We start from the raw sequence: 13,949 nt of genomic DNA, 5'->3' as shown, positions 1-13,949 counted from the left end.
CCTACGAGTAACCTCATTGATATCTCCTGGTGTAAAAACTTGAAGTTCAGGGTCCGGGCCAGCCTGCCACCCTCAGGCGACAGCCCTGTGACACGAACCCCCTTCGCAAGGGCCGACCATCATACACTGCGTTTTTGGCCTGTCCTTAACGGTTTTTTAAAGCAGGCGGATAACGGCGCTGCATTTACGGGGCCAGGCAGATGGCCAGTCATTACCGCTCGTCAGTCCCCGGCTTTTCTCGGGCAAAGCTTTCCGAAAGCACTTTGACAATCATTCTCGTTAACATTAAGATCCATCGCAATTGAGTCACAACCAGCGACGGTTCTCACTTATGTATGTTTGTCTCTGCACTGGCGTCACCGACGGACAGATCCGCGAAGCGATCTATGAAGGTTGCTGCAGCTATAAAGAAGTCCGCCAGGCCACCGGCGTCGCCAGCCAATGCGGCAAATGTGCGTGCCTGGCCAAGGAAGTGGTCCGCGAAACCCTGACCAAGCTGCAAACTGCCCAGGCCGCGATCCCCTACCCTGTAGAATTTACCGCCGCGTAAATTACCCCTATTTCAGAGAACCGGACTTATGTCCGGTTTTTTTATGCCTGTAAATCAATTGCTTAGGCTCCAGACGCGGAACACAAACATTCTTATTCCGATTAATTTTCATATATTATTCAATAACTTAGGTTTGACACTTATAAATACCAAGCTCAAACTCTGCCCTATATACCGCTACTTAGGGCAGGACTCCCATCATGAAAGGCGACGTAACAGTCATCCAGCATCTCAACAAGATCCTTGCCAATGAGCTGGTCGCGATCAATCAGTACTTCTTGCATGCACGCATGTACGAAGATTGGGGCCTGAACAAGCTGGGCAAGCACGAGTACAAAGAATCCATCGACGAGATGAAGCACGCGGACAAGCTGATCAAGCGCATCCTGTTTCTCGAAGGCCTGCCGAACGTGCAGGATCTGGGCAAGCTGCACATCGGCGAGCACACCCAGGAAATGCTGGAATGCGACCTGCGTATCGAGAAGACCGGCCACGCTGATCTGAAAGCCGCGATCGCCCATTGCGAAACCGTTGGCGACTTCGGCAGCCGTGAACTGCTCGAAGACATTCTCGAATCCGAAGAAGAACACATCGATTGGCTTGAGACCCAACTGGGCCTGATCGATAAAGTCGGTCTTGAGAACTATCTGCAATCGCAGATGGGCGAAGACGAGTAATTAGCCAGCGCTAAACTCGAAACACTAAAAAGCCCCGCCCTCTTTCGAGGTGCGGGGCTTTTTTGTTGTCCGGATTCAGTCAACGCTGAAATCCTGTGGGAGCCAGCCTGCTGGCGATAGCGTCATGTCAGCCGACAACATCGCTACCGGCAAAAAGCAATCGCGAGCAGGCTCACTCCTACAAAAAGCTGATCAGGCTTCGGACTTGTTCGCAGCAGCTGCTTCGACAGCGGCCTTGATGGTGCTTTGCAGCGAACCGTCTGCAGCCATCTCGGTCATGATGTCGCTGCCGCCGACCAGTTCACCGCCGACCCACAGCTGTGGGAAAGTCGGCCAGTTGGCGTACTTTGGCAGGTTGGCGCGGATTTCCGGGTTCTGCAGGATGTCCACGTACGCAAACTTTTCGCCACAAGCCATCACAGCCTGTGCAGCTTTCGCGGAGAAGCCACATTGTGGGGCATTCGGCGAGCCTTTCATGTAAAGCAGAATGGTGTTGTTGGCAATCTGCTCTTTAATCGTTTCGATGATATCCATGGAGCACCTCGGCTGAACTTTCCGACTCATGGGTCGGCACGGTGGCGCATTGTAACGGAATCCCGAGCGCCCTGCTCGGTCTCCCCAACAGACTTGCTCACGCCGCCGCGACTGTCACCGGCACGCCATTCAACGCGGCGTTGCCGGACAACTCGTCGAGTTGGCATTCATCGGTCAGATCGTTGGCACTCGACCCCGGCTGGCCGCTGGCAATCGCCATCTTCACACCGGGCCGTGCATGCCCCCAGCCGTGCGGCAGACTGACCACGCCTTTCATCATGTCCAGACTGCCGAGCACCTCGACTTCAATCTGCCCGACCCGCGAGCTCACCCGTACCAACTGCCCATCATTCAGACCACGACTGGCAAGATCCTCCGGGTGCATCAGCAACTGATGACGCGGCTTGCCCTTCACCAGACGGTGATAGTTGTGCATCCACGAATTGTTACTGCGCACGTGGCGGCGGCCGATCATCAGCAGCTCATCGGCGGCCGGCGCCTGTAGTGCGGCGAAGCGTGCGAGGTCGGCGAGGATCTCCGGCGGCGCAGCCTGCACGCGCTGATCAGGGGTTTTCAAACGCTTTGCCAGATTCGGTTTCAACGCTCCAAGGTCAATCCCGTGGGGATGATCGAACAGCGTCGCCAGCGACAGTTTTTGCTCGCCTGCATCGCCGTACATGCCCATGCGCAGGCCCATATCGATCATCTTCGCCGGGGGCATGGTCGGTTTCAGCTCCTTGCCGGTCTTCTCGGCAAAGGCCTTGGCCAGGCCGACGAAGATCTCCCAGTCATGCAATGCGCCCTCAGGCTTGGCGAGGATTGCGCGATTGAAGCGGGTCACGTTGCGCACCGCGAACAGGTTGAACGTGGTGTCGTAGTGATCGTTCTCCAGCGCCGAGGTCGACGGCAGGATCAGATCGGCGTAACGCGTGGTTTCGTTGATGTACAGGTCGATGCTGACCATGAACTCCAGGCCATCCAGCGCTTGCTCCAACTGCCGCCCGTTCGGCGTCGACAACACCGGATTGCCGGCGACGGTGATCAGTGCGCGGATCTGCCCCTCGCCTTCGGTGAGCATCTCTTCGGCCAGCGCCGACACCGGCAGCTCACCGCCGTATTCGGGACGGCCCGACACACGACTTTGCCATTTGTTGAAATGCCCGCCCGAGGTCGACGCCACTAGATCCACCGCGGGTTCGGTGCACAGTGCACCACCCACCCGGTCGAGGTTGCCGGTGACCAGATTGATCAACTGCACCACCCAGTGACACAACGTGCCGAATGCCTGGGTGGAAACACCCATGCGCCCGTAACACACCGCACTCGGCGCGGCGGCGAAGTCACGGGCCAACTGGCGGATCTGCTCAGCGGGCACTGCACACAGCGGGCTCATGGCCTCAGCAGTGAAACCCGCCACGGCGGCGCGCACTTCATCCAGCCCTGCGACCGGCAAATGACTGTCGCGGGTCAGGCTTTCGCCAAACAACGTATTGAGCACACCAAACAACAGCGCCGCATCGCCACCGGGACGTACGAACAGATGCTGATCGGCCATCGCTGCCGTTTCGCTGCGGCGCGGATCGACCACCACCACTTTACCGCCACGCGCCTGAATTGCTTTTAAACGTTTCTCGACATCCGGCACGGTCATGATGCTGCCGTTGGACGCCAGCGGGTTGCCGCCGAGAATCAGCATGAAATCGGTGTGATCGATGTCCGGGATCGGCAGCAGCAAGCCGTGGCCGTACATCAGGTAGCTGCTCAGATGATGCGGCAACTGATCGACGGAGGTTGCGGAAAAGCGATTACGGGTTTTCAGCAAACCGAGAAAGTAATTGCTGTGGGTCATCAGCCCGTAGTTGTGCACGCTCGGGTTGCCCTGATACACCGCGACAGCATTTTTCCCGTGCCGCTCCTGAATCGCCGCCAGTCGCTCGGCTACCAGCGCAAACGCCTCGTCCCACTCGATTGGCAGCCATTCGCTGCCGACCCGGCGCATCGGCTGACGCAGGCGATCAGGGTCATTCTGAATGTCTTGCAGGGCGACGGCTTTGGGACAGATATGGCCACGACTGAAGGTGTCTAGGGCATCACCCTTGATCGAGGTGATCGCGACCTTGCCTTCGGTTTCAGTGGTTTCGATGGTCAGGCCGCAAATGGCTTCGCACAGGTGGCAGGCACGGTGATGGAGAGTCTTGGTCATGGCCAGTCTCTGTTTTGTTCTGGGCAGGCAACAACGCCTGCGGGAACAAAACTATGGCCCGTGCGCCAGCAAGGCGCCAGCGACGTTCGTCTTGTGAATCGATAGCCATCAGGCGAGCCGATAGCCCGTCGAATCAGTTCGATGGCAACTGCGGCGGCGCCTGCAACTGGATTTCCTGAATGGTTTCGATCTGCTCATGGGCGACATGCACGCCGGTGAGCTCGCCGATCAGGCGCCAGTGTTCGTCGAGCCCGGCGCTGATAGTCGCCATGCGGTCGATCATCTGCCGGCTGGCGGCCTTGACCACATCGTCATCACTGCGCAACAACTCGAAGGACATTGAGGTGACCGACGCAGTGAGATGGGTCAGGGAGCGAGCCGTGTGGCCCAGCAAATCCATTAACAGTTTTTCTTTCGATTCCATTCGGAGGCTTCCTGCGTCGCTCGAAAGGTAGTTATAACTCAGCACTTTGCTTTAGCAAATGTTTCAGCCTGCGCATCCGACCAAGCGAATCTGCAACCACCTGGTCTTGAACCGACCAAAGCGCTGTATCCGCGTCACGCCGGATTGCCAAGCCCTGGGACGCCAGTGTACAAAGTGCTTCGCTGCTGTTCTGAACCCGGCTTCAAATGCGTCATTGCACCCATGCAATCCGCCCTCCGAATCCCACAACAAAAGTAGCCTATTGGAAAAACGCGACATTTAGTGTCAATATCGCGCCTCCCCCTATTTCGTCGCCCCCGTGCGGCTTACGCCGCAGGTCTCGCCCGTTGTTCCGTTAAACAAGGCTTTGAGCATCTGCGGTTTGTAGCAAAAGGTAGTCAATGATGAGCGCAAGGCACTTTCTCTCCCTGATGGATTGCACGCCCGAAGAGCTGGTCAGCGTGATCCGTCGAGGCGTTGAGCTCAAGGACCTGCGTAACCGCGGCGTACTGTTCGAGCCTCTGAAAAACCGCGTGCTGGGGATGATCTTCGAGAAATCCTCGACCCGTACCCGGATCTCCTTCGAGGCTGGCATGATCCAGCTCGGCGGCCAGGCGATTTTCCTGTCGCCGCGCGATACGCAACTGGGCCGTGGCGAGCCGATCGGCGACTGCGCCATCGTCATGTCGAGCATGCTCGATGCGGTGATGATCCGTACCTTTGCCCACAGCACCCTGACCGAATTCGCTGCCAACTCGCGCGTGCCGGTGATCAACGGCCTGTCCGATGACCTGCACCCGTGCCAGTTGCTGGCCGACATGCAAACCTTTCTTGAACACCGTGGCTCGATTCAGGGCAAGACCGTGGCCTGGATCGGTGACGGCAACAACATGTGCAACAGCTATATAGAAGCGGCGATCCAGTTCGACTTCCAGTTGCGCATCGCCTGCCCCGAGGGCTATGAGCCCAATCCTGAATTCGTGGCCAAGGCCGGCGATCGCGTGACCATCGTCCGCGACCCGCAGGACGCCGTGCGCGGCGCGCATCTGGTGAGCACCGACGTTTGGACCTCAATGGGCCAGGAAGAAGAAACCGCCAAGCGCCTGAAACTGTTCGCACCGTTCCAGGTCAACCGTGCCCTGCTCGACCTCGCTGCCGAGGACGTGCTGTTCATGCACTGCCTGCCCGCGCACCGTGGCGAAGAAATCAGTCTCGACCTGCTTGATGACCCGCGCTCCGTCGCCTGGGATCAGGCAGAAAACCGTCTCCACGCACAGAAGGCCCTGCTCGAGTTCCTCGTCGAACCGGCATATCACCACGCATGAGCCATGAATTACTGCTGAACCTGCGCAACCTCGCTTGCGGTTATCAAGATCAACGTGTGGTGCAGAACCTCAATCTGCACCTCAACGCCGGTGATATCGGCTGCCTGCTCGGTTCGTCCGGCTGCGGCAAGACCACCACGTTGCGCGCCATTGCCGGTTTCGAGCCGGTGCACGAAGGTGAAATCACGTTGGGCGGCGAAACCATTTCCAGCGCCGGTTTCACCCTCGCGCCGGAGAAACGCCGGATCGGCATGGTGTTTCAGGATTACGCGCTGTTCCCGCACCTGAGCGTTGCGGACAACATCGCGTTCGGCATTCGCAAAAACCCGCAAAAAGATCGCGTCACAGAAGAATTGCTCGAACTGGTCAACCTGAAAAACCTCGGCAAACGCTTCCCGCACGAATTGTCCGGCGGCCAGCAACAACGTGTCGCCCTCGCTCGCGCCCTGGCGCCCGAGCCGCAACTGCTGTTGCTGGATGAACCGTTCTCCAACCTCGATGGCGAACTGCGCCGCAAGCTCAGCCACGAAGTTCGCGACATCCTCAAGGCCCGCGGCACCAGTGCGATTCTGGTGACCCACGACCAGGAAGAAGCCTTCGCCGTGAGCGATCACGTCGGTGTCTTCAAGGAAGGTCGACTGGAACAGTGGGATACGCCGTACAACCTGTATCACGAGCCGGCGACGCCGTTCGTGGCCAGCTTCATCGGTCAGGGTTACTTCATTCGCGGCCAGCTCGCCAGCCCGGAATCGGTGCAAACCGAACTCGGTGAACTGCGCGGCAATCGTGCGTATACCTGGCCGATTGGCGGCGCGGTGGATGTATTGCTGCGCCCGGATGACATCGTTTATGCGCCGGACAGTGCGTTGAAAGCACGGATTGTCGGCAAGACCTTCCTTGGCGCTTCAACGCTGTATCGCCTGCAACTGCCGACCGGTGCGCAGCTGGAATCGATTTTCCCGAGCCATGCTGATCACCAGGTGGGTGCGCAAGTGGGGATTCGGGTTGCGGCTGAACATCTGGTGTTGTTCCAGGCCTCGGGCAGCACCGCAGCGCAGATTCCGGCGGTGGAAAACGGTGTCCGCCGGTTCAGCACTGCACTCTGATCCGTCCCGGATCAAAACTGTGGGAGCGAGCCTGCTCGCGAATGCGTTGTATCAGTCACAGATGATTTGACTGACCGAATTCGCGAGCAGGCTCGCTCCCACAGGTGTTTTTGGGTCAGCTCAAAAACAATGTGCCGCTCGCAACGAGCGTGGCATTGCCGCCGATCTTCACCCGCTCACCCTCAAGCCGACAGAACAACTCGCCACCCCGCGCCGAGCGCTGGCATGCGGTCAGGCTCGACTTGCCCAAACGTTTCGACCAATACGGAATCAAGCTGCAATGGGTCGAACCGGTGACCGGATCTTCATTGATACCAATCGCCGGAGCGAAGTAGCGTGAGACGAAATCGTGCTGATTGCCGCGCGCGGTAACGATCGCCCCCAGCCACGGCAGTTTCGCCAGTGCAACCATGTCCGGTTTGCAGTCGAGTACAGCCTGCTCCGACTCCAGCACCACAAACAATTCGTTGGACCCGAGCACATCCACCGCTTCGACGCCCAGCGCTCGCTCGACGTCCAGTGTCACGCCAATCTCCGATGGAATGATTGACGGGAAGTCCAGCCACAGACGGCCATCCTCACGGCTCACACTCAGCGGCCCGGACTTGCAGGTGAAGTCCAGGCGCTCGGCCGTTTCCTTGTAGATCTCGAACAGTACATAAGCGCTGGCCAGCGTCGCGTGACCGCACAGCGGTACTTCGGTGGTCGGGGTGAACCAGCGTATATGCCAGGCCGCACCTTCACGCACCAGAAACGCGGTTTCCGCCAGATTGTGTTCGGCGGCGATCTTCTGCATCAAATCGTCCGCGAGCCACGCGTCGAGCCGATAGACCATCGCCGGATTGCCGCTGAATGGCCGATCACTGAATGCGTCGACCTGATGAAAATCAAGCTGCATAACCTACTCCCTGAGTCAGTCGGCGGAGCATGCAGTGCTGTTCGGCTCAGCGCCAGTGACAGAACCGGCCAATTTTCTTCATACAGCGCAGGTTTTTCTCACGAGCGACCGATGTCGGCGAATTTGGCCTGGGTATGTTCAGCCAGCACGGCAGGTGCCAATTCGACTTCCAGACCACGCCGACCGGCGCTGACATAAATAGTCGCAAAAGCCTGAGCCGAATTATCGATGAAGGTACGCAGGCGTTTCTTCTGCCCCAAAGGGCTGATGCCGCCCAACAGATAACCGGTGGAGCGCTGGGCCGCCGCCGGATCCGCCATCTCGACTTTTTTCACCCCTGCCGCGTGAGCCAGACCTTTGAGGTCGAGACTTCCGACGACCGGCACCACCGCCACCAACAACTCGCCTTTCTCACTGGCTGCCAGCAGCGTCTTGAACACCTGCGCCGGCTCGAGCGCCAGTTTTTCCGCGGCCTCCAGCCCATAGGACGCGGCCTTCGGGTCATGTTCGTAACTGTGCACGCGATGTTCGGCACGAACTTTTTTCAACAAGTCCAACGCAGGGGTCATGGCAGCTCCAGGCTTGGCAGTGACAGAAAAATCCTGCGCCGGATTCTAGGCGATCAGATCACAAAAGGCTCTAGTCCAACGCCGCGTTTCCCGTGGCTTGCAGACTTCCCAACGGCTCGTTGAAGGCCGTTCGCCGAGGATCATTCATGGCACTAATAGTTTTATTGTGACTGACGGTTCACTTTCGACCTTTGACAGGTTTGTTTCTTGTCTATATTTTTTCGAATCTGAATAATGTAAGAATTATCAACATTGCAGCACCGAGCAGTAAACCGGGAACGGAATGGGGATTTCTACCTGGTGAAAATCGCGCCTTGCCCTGTCGGCAAAGCGCCAGACAACAACAAAAACCGAGGTTTTCAATGACAACTGCTTTACAGCAACCAACGCTATCGGGCCAATGCCTGGCCGAGTTTCTGGGTACTGCTCTACTGATCTTTTTCGGCACCGGTTGTGTCGCCGCGCTCAAAGTCGCGGGCGCCAGCTTTGGCCTGTGGGAAATCAGCATCATCTGGGGCGTCGGCGTGAGCATGGCCATCTACCTCACCGCCGGCGTTTCCGGCGCGCATCTGAACCCGGCCGTGAGCATCGCGCTGACCATCTTCGCCGACTTCGAAAAACGCAAACTGCCGTTCTACATCCTGTCGCAGATTGCCGGCGCCTTCTGCGGCGCGCTGTTGGTTTACACGCTGTACAGCAACCTGTTCTTCGATTTCGAACAAACTCACCAAATGGTTCGCGGCTCGGCTGCAAGCCTGGAGTTGGCGTCGGTGTTCTCCACCTTCCCGAACCCGGTGCTGTCCACCGCCCAGGCGTTTCTGGTCGAGATGATCATCACCGCCATCCTGATGGGCGTGATCATGGCCCTGACCGACGATAACAACGGCTTGCCGAAAGGCCCGATGGCACCGCTGCTGATCGGTTTGCTGATCGCGGTGATCGGCAGTTCGATGGGCCCGCTGACCGGTTTTGCGATGAACCCGGCGCGTGACTTCGGTCCGAAACTGATGACTTTCTTCGCGGGCTGGGGTGAAATTTCCTTCACTGGCGGTCGCGATATTCCGTACTTCCTGATTCCGATTTTTGCACCGATTGTCGGTGCCTGCCTCGGCGCTGCCGGGTATCGCGGGCTCATCGCCCGTCACCTGACCGGCGCCACACCTGCTACAAAGGATGCAGAACCGGCCATTGACGGCAAACCAAGAACTTCTTGAAACAGTCGGCGCAGGCTCCTGCCAAATAGAGCCTGCGCCCCGGCCCACTCTCCCTTATTTCGTCCAAGGCAATCGACATGACCGACATTCAGAATAAGAACTACATCATTGCCCTCGATCAGGGTACGACCAGCTCCCGCGCGATCATTTTCGACCGTGATGCGAACGTGGTCTGCACCGCCCAGCGCGAATTCGCCCAGCACTACCCGCAAGCCGGTTGGGTTGAACATGACCCGATGGAAATCTTCGCCACCCAAAGCGCGGTGATGGTTGAAGCGCTGGCCCAGGCCGGCCTGCATCACGACCAGGTGGCCGCCATCGGCATCACCAACCAGCGTGAAACCACTGTGGTCTGGGACAAGACCACCGGCCGCCCGGTCTACAACGCGATCGTCTGGCAGTGCCGCCGCAGCACCGAAATCTGCCAGCAGCTCAAGCGTGACGGCCACGAAGACTACATCCGTGACACCACGGGCCTGGTCACCGACCCGTACTTCTCCGGTACCAAACTGAAGTGGATCCTCGACAACGTCGAAGGCAGCCGCGAACGTGCGCGCAACGGCGAACTGCTGTTCGGCACCGTCGATAGCTGGCTGATCTGGAAATTCACCGGCGGCAAAGTCCACGTCACCGACTACACCAACGCCTCGCGCACCATGCTGTTCAACATCCACTCGCTGGAGTGGGACGCGAAGATGCTGGAGATCCTCGACATCCCGCGCGAGATGCTGCCGGAAGTGAAGGCTTCTTCGGAAATCTACGGTCGCACCAAGAGCGGCATCGCCATCGGCGGGATCGCCGGTGACCAGCAAGCCGCACTGTTCGGCCAGATGTGCGTCGAGCCGGGTCAGGCGAAAAACACTTACGGCACCGGTTGCTTCCTGCTGATGAACACTGGCGACAAAGCCGTGAAATCCAAACACGGCATGCTCACCACCATCGCTTGCGGCCCGCGTGGCGAAGTCGCTTACGCACTGGAAGGCGCCGTGTTCAACGGCGGTTCGACCGTGCAGTGGCTGCGTGATGAACTGAAAATCATCAACGACGCCCACGACACCGAATACTTCGCCAATAAAGTGAAGGACAGCAACGGCGTCTATCTGGTGCCGGCATTCACCGGTCTGGGCGCTCCGTACTGGGACCCGTATGCCCGTGGCGCGCTGTTCGGCCTGACGCGCGGCGTCCGTGTGGATCACATCATCCGTGCTGCGCTGGAATCGATCGCCTACCAGACCCGTGACGTCCTCGACGCCATGCAACAGGATTCGGGCGAACGCCTCAAGGCCCTGCGCGTGGACGGCGGCGCAGTAGCGAACAACTTCCTCATGCAGTTCCAGGCCGACATCCTCGGCACTCAGGTCGAGCGCCCGCAAATGCGCGAAACCACAGCACTCGGCGCCGCGTATCTGGCCGGTCTGGCGTGCGGTTTCTGGGGCAGCCTGGAAGAACTGCGCGGCAAGGCAGTGATCGAGCGCGAGTTCGAACCGAGCCTGGACGAAGTCGAGAAAGAGAAACTCTACAAAGGCTGGAAAAAAGCCGTCAGCCGTACCCGTGACTGGGCGCGTGAAGACGCTGAATAAGCCAACCTTCAGAGACTGATAGGTAACTAACTGGTCGGGAGCGGATTCCTGCGGCATCATGGGCAAATTTTGCACGGCAGCCCAAAGGAAGCCCCATGAATCTGCCTCCCCGTCAGCAGCAAATCCTCGAGCTGGTCCGCGAACGCGGCTATGTGAGCATCGAGGAAATGGCCACGCTGTTCGTTGTTACCCCGCAAACCATCCGCCGCGATATCAATCAGCTCGCGGAAGCCAATCTGCTACGTCGCTACCATGGCGGCGCCGCCTATGACTCCAGTGTCGAAAACACCGCGTATGCGATGCGCGCCGATCAGATGCGCGACGAAAAACAACGCATCGGTGAAGCCATCGCCGCACAGATCCCCGATCACGCCTCGCTGTTCATCAACATCGGTACCACCACCGAATCGATTGCCCGCGCCCTGCTCAATCACAATCACCTGAAGATCATCACCAACAACCTGCACGTCGCCTCGATGCTCAGCGCCAAGGATGATTTCGATGTGCTATTGACCGGCGGCAATGTGCGCCGCGATGGCGGTGTTGTTGGCCAGGCGAGCGTAGATTTCATCAATCAGTTCAAGGTTGATTTCGCGCTGGTCGGGATTAGCGGGATTGATGAAGACGGCAGCCTGCTCGACTTCGATTATCAGGAAGTCCGGGTTTCGCAAGCGATCATTGCCAATGCGCGTCAAGTGATTCTGGCGGCGGACTCGAGCAAGTTCGGGCGTAATGCGATGATCCGGCTGGGACCGATCAGCCTGATCGATTGTCTGGTGACCGATCAGCCGCCAGTGCCGGCGCTGGCGCAGTTGCTGACGCAGCACAAGATTCGCCTGGAAGTGGTTTAACCCCGTTCAACATTCCCCTGTGGCGAGGGGATTTATCCCCGATGGGCTGCGAAGCGGCCCCCTTCAGCATTTCAAAGTCGAATTTCATTTGATGGTCTTGGGACTGCGGCGCAGTCCATCGGGGATAAATCCCCTCACCACAAAGAGCTTCCCGCCTCAGTAATGTTCGAAAATTTTCCTTTCCTTGATCTTCGATGAGTATTTTCAATCGAACGCGACTGGCTGTGCGCGTCTTTATGGGCTACCATTTTCGCAAATGAACATTCATGTTCGATTTCCAATACAGAAAATCAAAAGAGCCCGAGGCCAGCCGATGTCCACATCTACCTTGCGTACGCCCCCTATCTCCGAGATCTACGACCTCGCCGTCATCGGCGGCGGGATCAATGGTGTGGGGATCGCAGCGGATGCCGCCGGTCGCGGGCTTTCGGTGTTCCTTTGCGAAAAGGATGACCTGGCCAGCCATACGTCGTCGGCCAGCAGCAAGCTGATTCACGGTGGCCTGCGCTACCTCGAACATTACGAATTCCGTCTGGTGCGTGAAGCGCTGGCCGAGCGCGAAGTGCTGCTGGCCAAGGCACCGCACATCGTCAAGCCGATGCGTTTTGTGTTGCCGCACCGTCCGCACCTGCGTCCGGCGTGGATGATTCGTGCCGGTCTGTTCCTGTATGACAACCTCGGCAAGCGCGAAAAACTGCCAGGTTCGAAAAGCCTGAAGTTCGGCGCCGACAGCGCGTTGAAAAGCGAAATCAAGAAAGGCTTCGAATACTCCGATTGCTGGGTCGATGACGCCCGTCTGGTCGTACTCAACGCCATGGCCGCCCGTGAAAAAGGCGCCCATATCCACACCCAGACCCGTTGCGTCAGCGCCCGTCGCGCCAAAGGCTTGTGGCACCTGAACCTGGAACGCGCCGACGGCAGCCTGTTTTCGATCACCGCCAAAGCGCTGGTGAACGCGGCCGGCCCATGGGTAGCCAAGTTCATCCGTGACGACCTGAAGATGGAATCGCCGTACGGCATCCGCCTGATTCAGGGCAGCCACATCATCGTGCCGAAGCTGTATGAAGGCGAGCATGCGCACATCCTGCAAAACGAAGATCAGCGTATCGTTTTCACCATTCCGTACCTGAACCACTTCACCCTGATCGGCACCACCGACCGTGAGTACACCGGCGATCCGGCGAAAGTGGCAATCACTGAAGGCGAAACCGATTACCTGCTGAAAGTGGTCAACGCCCACTTCAAAAAGCAGATCAGCCGCGACGATATCCAGCACAGCTACTCGGGCGTACGTCCGCTGTGCAACGACGAATCCGACAACCCTTCGGCCGTCACCCGCGACTACACCCTGGCGCTGTCGGGCAGCACTGAAGAAGCGCCGCTGCTGTCGGTGTTCGGCGGCAAGCTGACCACCTACCGCAAACTGGCCGAATCGGCGATGGCGCAACTGCTGCCGTACTTCACCCAGATGCGCCCGAGCTGGACAGCCACCGCCACCCTGCCCGGCGGTGAGGACATGAACACGCCACAGGCCTTGAGCGCGCTGATCCGCGACAAGTTCGACTTCGTACCAACCGAGATTGCCCGCCGCTGGTCCACCACCTACGGCAGCCGCACCTGGCGCATGCTCGAAGGTGTTCAAACCCTTGCGGACATGGGCGAACACCTCGGCGGCGGGCTCTATACCCGTGAAGTCGATTACCTGTGCAGCGAAGAATGGGCGACCACCGCGCACGACATTCTCTGGCGTCGCAGCAAACTGGGGCTGTTCACCACCCCGGCCGAGCAGGAGAAACTGGCCGCGTATCTGGGTAAGGTCGAGCAGAATCGCAAGATTGAAGCGGCCTGATCTGACCGGCGTTTGAACAAAAGCCCCTGAGTCTCACGATTCAGGGGCTTTTTGTTGTGTCAGTGAAATCCAGCCCCCTCACTGTAGAGACCGGTACATCCTTTACACATTAGACCGGGGACATCGTTTACACCTTTTCCAGGCTTGCTACGCGTTTAGCGCCGCGTTC

Annotated in this window: 13 protein-coding genes; 8 read left to right on the top strand and 5 right to left on the bottom strand. The window is 58.6% G+C overall.

The annotated features are described in order from the left end of the window. Positions 1 to 331 precede the first annotated feature (331 nt). Entirely contained in the window at positions 332 to 550 is a 219-nt protein-coding gene (locus ACIOWE_RS28395; RefSeq protein WP_003227725.1) for a bacterioferritin-associated ferredoxin, read from the top strand. 200 nt (positions 551 to 750) lie between these two features. After that, entirely contained in the window at positions 751 to 1,227 is a 477-nt protein-coding gene (gene bfr / locus ACIOWE_RS28390; protein WP_401398197.1) for a bacterioferritin, read from the top strand. Between the two features lie 192 nt (positions 1,228 to 1,419). On the opposite strand, the gene grxD is transcribed toward bfr, so the two are convergent. From grxD to ACIOWE_RS28375, 3 genes are all read right to left on the bottom strand, one after another. Then, positions 1,420 to 1,761: a Grx4 family monothiol glutaredoxin gene (grxD, locus tag ACIOWE_RS28385; RefSeq protein ID WP_016773402.1), complete on the bottom strand. Its 342-nt coding sequence runs from the start codon at positions 1,759 to 1,761 to the stop codon at positions 1,420 to 1,422. A 97-nt stretch (positions 1,762 to 1,858) separates the two neighbouring features. Next, positions 1,859 to 3,964 (bottom strand): molybdopterin oxidoreductase family protein, encoded by a 2,106-nt coding sequence (locus ACIOWE_RS28380; protein ID WP_401398195.1) that lies wholly within the window; start codon positions 3,962 to 3,964, stop codon positions 1,859 to 1,861. A 133-nt stretch (positions 3,965 to 4,097) separates the two neighbouring features. Continuing rightward, on the bottom strand, positions 4,098 to 4,388 hold the full coding sequence (locus tag ACIOWE_RS28375; RefSeq protein WP_401398193.1) for a hypothetical protein: 291 nt from the start codon (positions 4,386 to 4,388) through the stop codon (positions 4,098 to 4,100). Between the two features lie 404 nt (positions 4,389 to 4,792). Between ACIOWE_RS28375 and argF the strand changes: the two genes are divergently transcribed. After that, on the top strand, positions 4,793 to 5,713 hold the full coding sequence (gene argF, locus ACIOWE_RS28370) for an ornithine carbamoyltransferase (protein ID WP_100845205.1): 921 nt from the start codon (positions 4,793 to 4,795) through the stop codon (positions 5,711 to 5,713). Then, positions 5,710 to 6,819, top strand: coding sequence for an ABC transporter ATP-binding protein (locus ACIOWE_RS28365; RefSeq protein WP_401398191.1), 1,110 nt, complete (start codon positions 5,710 to 5,712; stop codon positions 6,817 to 6,819). Before argF ends, ACIOWE_RS28365 begins: the two co-directional genes overlap by 4 nt. Before the next feature lie 115 nt (positions 6,820 to 6,934). Here ACIOWE_RS28365 and ACIOWE_RS28360 read toward each other — a convergent pair whose 3' ends face one another. Further along, on the bottom strand, positions 6,935 to 7,717 hold the full coding sequence (locus ACIOWE_RS28360; protein WP_401398189.1) for a PhzF family phenazine biosynthesis protein: 783 nt from the start codon (positions 7,715 to 7,717) through the stop codon (positions 6,935 to 6,937). 98 nt (positions 7,718 to 7,815) lie between these two features. Continuing rightward, positions 7,816 to 8,286 carry a Cys-tRNA(Pro) deacylase gene (ybaK, locus tag ACIOWE_RS28355; protein WP_401398187.1) on the bottom strand — a complete coding sequence of 157 codons (471 nt, stop codon included), beginning with the start codon at positions 8,284 to 8,286 and terminating at the stop codon, positions 7,816 to 7,818. Positions 8,287 to 8,648: 362 nt separating this feature from the next. Here ybaK and ACIOWE_RS28350 point away from each other — a divergent pair, with 362 nt between their 5' ends. From ACIOWE_RS28350 to glpD, 4 genes are all read left to right on the top strand, one after another. Further along, a complete protein-coding gene (locus tag ACIOWE_RS28350) occupies positions 8,649 to 9,500 on the top strand; it encodes an MIP/aquaporin family protein (protein ID WP_103305475.1) in 852 nt (283 codons plus the stop codon). 77 nt (positions 9,501 to 9,577) lie between these two features. Further along, the gene (glpK, locus tag ACIOWE_RS28345) at positions 9,578 to 11,080 is read left to right on the top strand and encodes a glycerol kinase GlpK (RefSeq protein WP_201236968.1); all 1,503 of its coding nucleotides are present in this window, start codon (positions 9,578 to 9,580) and stop codon (positions 11,078 to 11,080) included. A gap of 95 nt (positions 11,081 to 11,175) precedes the next feature. Continuing rightward, the gene (locus ACIOWE_RS28340) at positions 11,176 to 11,931 is read left to right on the top strand and encodes a DeoR/GlpR family transcriptional regulator (protein WP_201236967.1); all 756 of its coding nucleotides are present in this window, start codon (positions 11,176 to 11,178) and stop codon (positions 11,929 to 11,931) included. A 313-nt stretch (positions 11,932 to 12,244) separates the two neighbouring features. Beyond that, complete coding sequence (gene glpD, locus ACIOWE_RS28335; protein WP_401398184.1) at positions 12,245 to 13,780, top strand: glycerol-3-phosphate dehydrogenase; 1,536 nt, start codon at positions 12,245 to 12,247, stop codon at positions 13,778 to 13,780. Positions 13,781 to 13,949: the final 169 nt, after the last annotated feature.

The organism is Pseudomonas sp. NPDC087598, assembly GCF_044743525.1.
Taxonomy (GTDB): Bacteria; Pseudomonadota; Gammaproteobacteria; order Pseudomonadales; family Pseudomonadaceae; genus Aquipseudomonas.
This window is presented reverse-complemented; position numbering and strand designations above follow the sequence as displayed.

Bases quoted from the DNA above. Each gene is read 5' to 3' on its own strand.
- glpD (WP_401398184.1), top strand. From the start codon at position 12,245: ATGTCCACATCTACCTTGCGTACGCCCCCTATCTCCGAGATCTACGAC.
- ACIOWE_RS28365 (WP_401398191.1), top strand. From the start codon at position 5,710: ATGAGCCATGAATTACTGCTGAACCTGCGCAACCTCGCTTGCGGTTAT.
- ACIOWE_RS28380 (WP_401398195.1), bottom strand. From the start codon at position 3,964: ATGACCAAGACTCTCCATCACCGTGCCTGCCACCTGTGCGAAGCCATT.
- ACIOWE_RS28340 (WP_201236967.1), top strand. From the start codon at position 11,176: ATGAATCTGCCTCCCCGTCAGCAGCAAATCCTCGAGCTGGTCCGCGAA.
- ybaK (WP_401398187.1), bottom strand. From the start codon at position 8,286: ATGACCCCTGCGTTGGACTTGTTGAAAAAAGTTCGTGCCGAACATCGC.
- ACIOWE_RS28395 (WP_003227725.1), top strand. From the start codon at position 332: ATGTATGTTTGTCTCTGCACTGGCGTCACCGACGGACAGATCCGCGAA.
- ACIOWE_RS28375 (WP_401398193.1), bottom strand. From the start codon at position 4,388: ATGGAATCGAAAGAAAAACTGTTAATGGATTTGCTGGGCCACACGGCT.
- bfr (WP_401398197.1), top strand. From the start codon at position 751: ATGAAAGGCGACGTAACAGTCATCCAGCATCTCAACAAGATCCTTGCC.
- ACIOWE_RS28350 (WP_103305475.1), top strand. From the start codon at position 8,649: ATGACAACTGCTTTACAGCAACCAACGCTATCGGGCCAATGCCTGGCC.
- glpK (WP_201236968.1), top strand. From the start codon at position 9,578: ATGACCGACATTCAGAATAAGAACTACATCATTGCCCTCGATCAGGGT.
- argF (WP_100845205.1), top strand. From the start codon at position 4,793: ATGAGCGCAAGGCACTTTCTCTCCCTGATGGATTGCACGCCCGAAGAG.
- ACIOWE_RS28360 (WP_401398189.1), bottom strand. From the start codon at position 7,717: ATGCAGCTTGATTTTCATCAGGTCGACGCATTCAGTGATCGGCCATTC.
- grxD (WP_016773402.1), bottom strand. From the start codon at position 1,761: ATGGATATCATCGAAACGATTAAAGAGCAGATTGCCAACAACACCATT.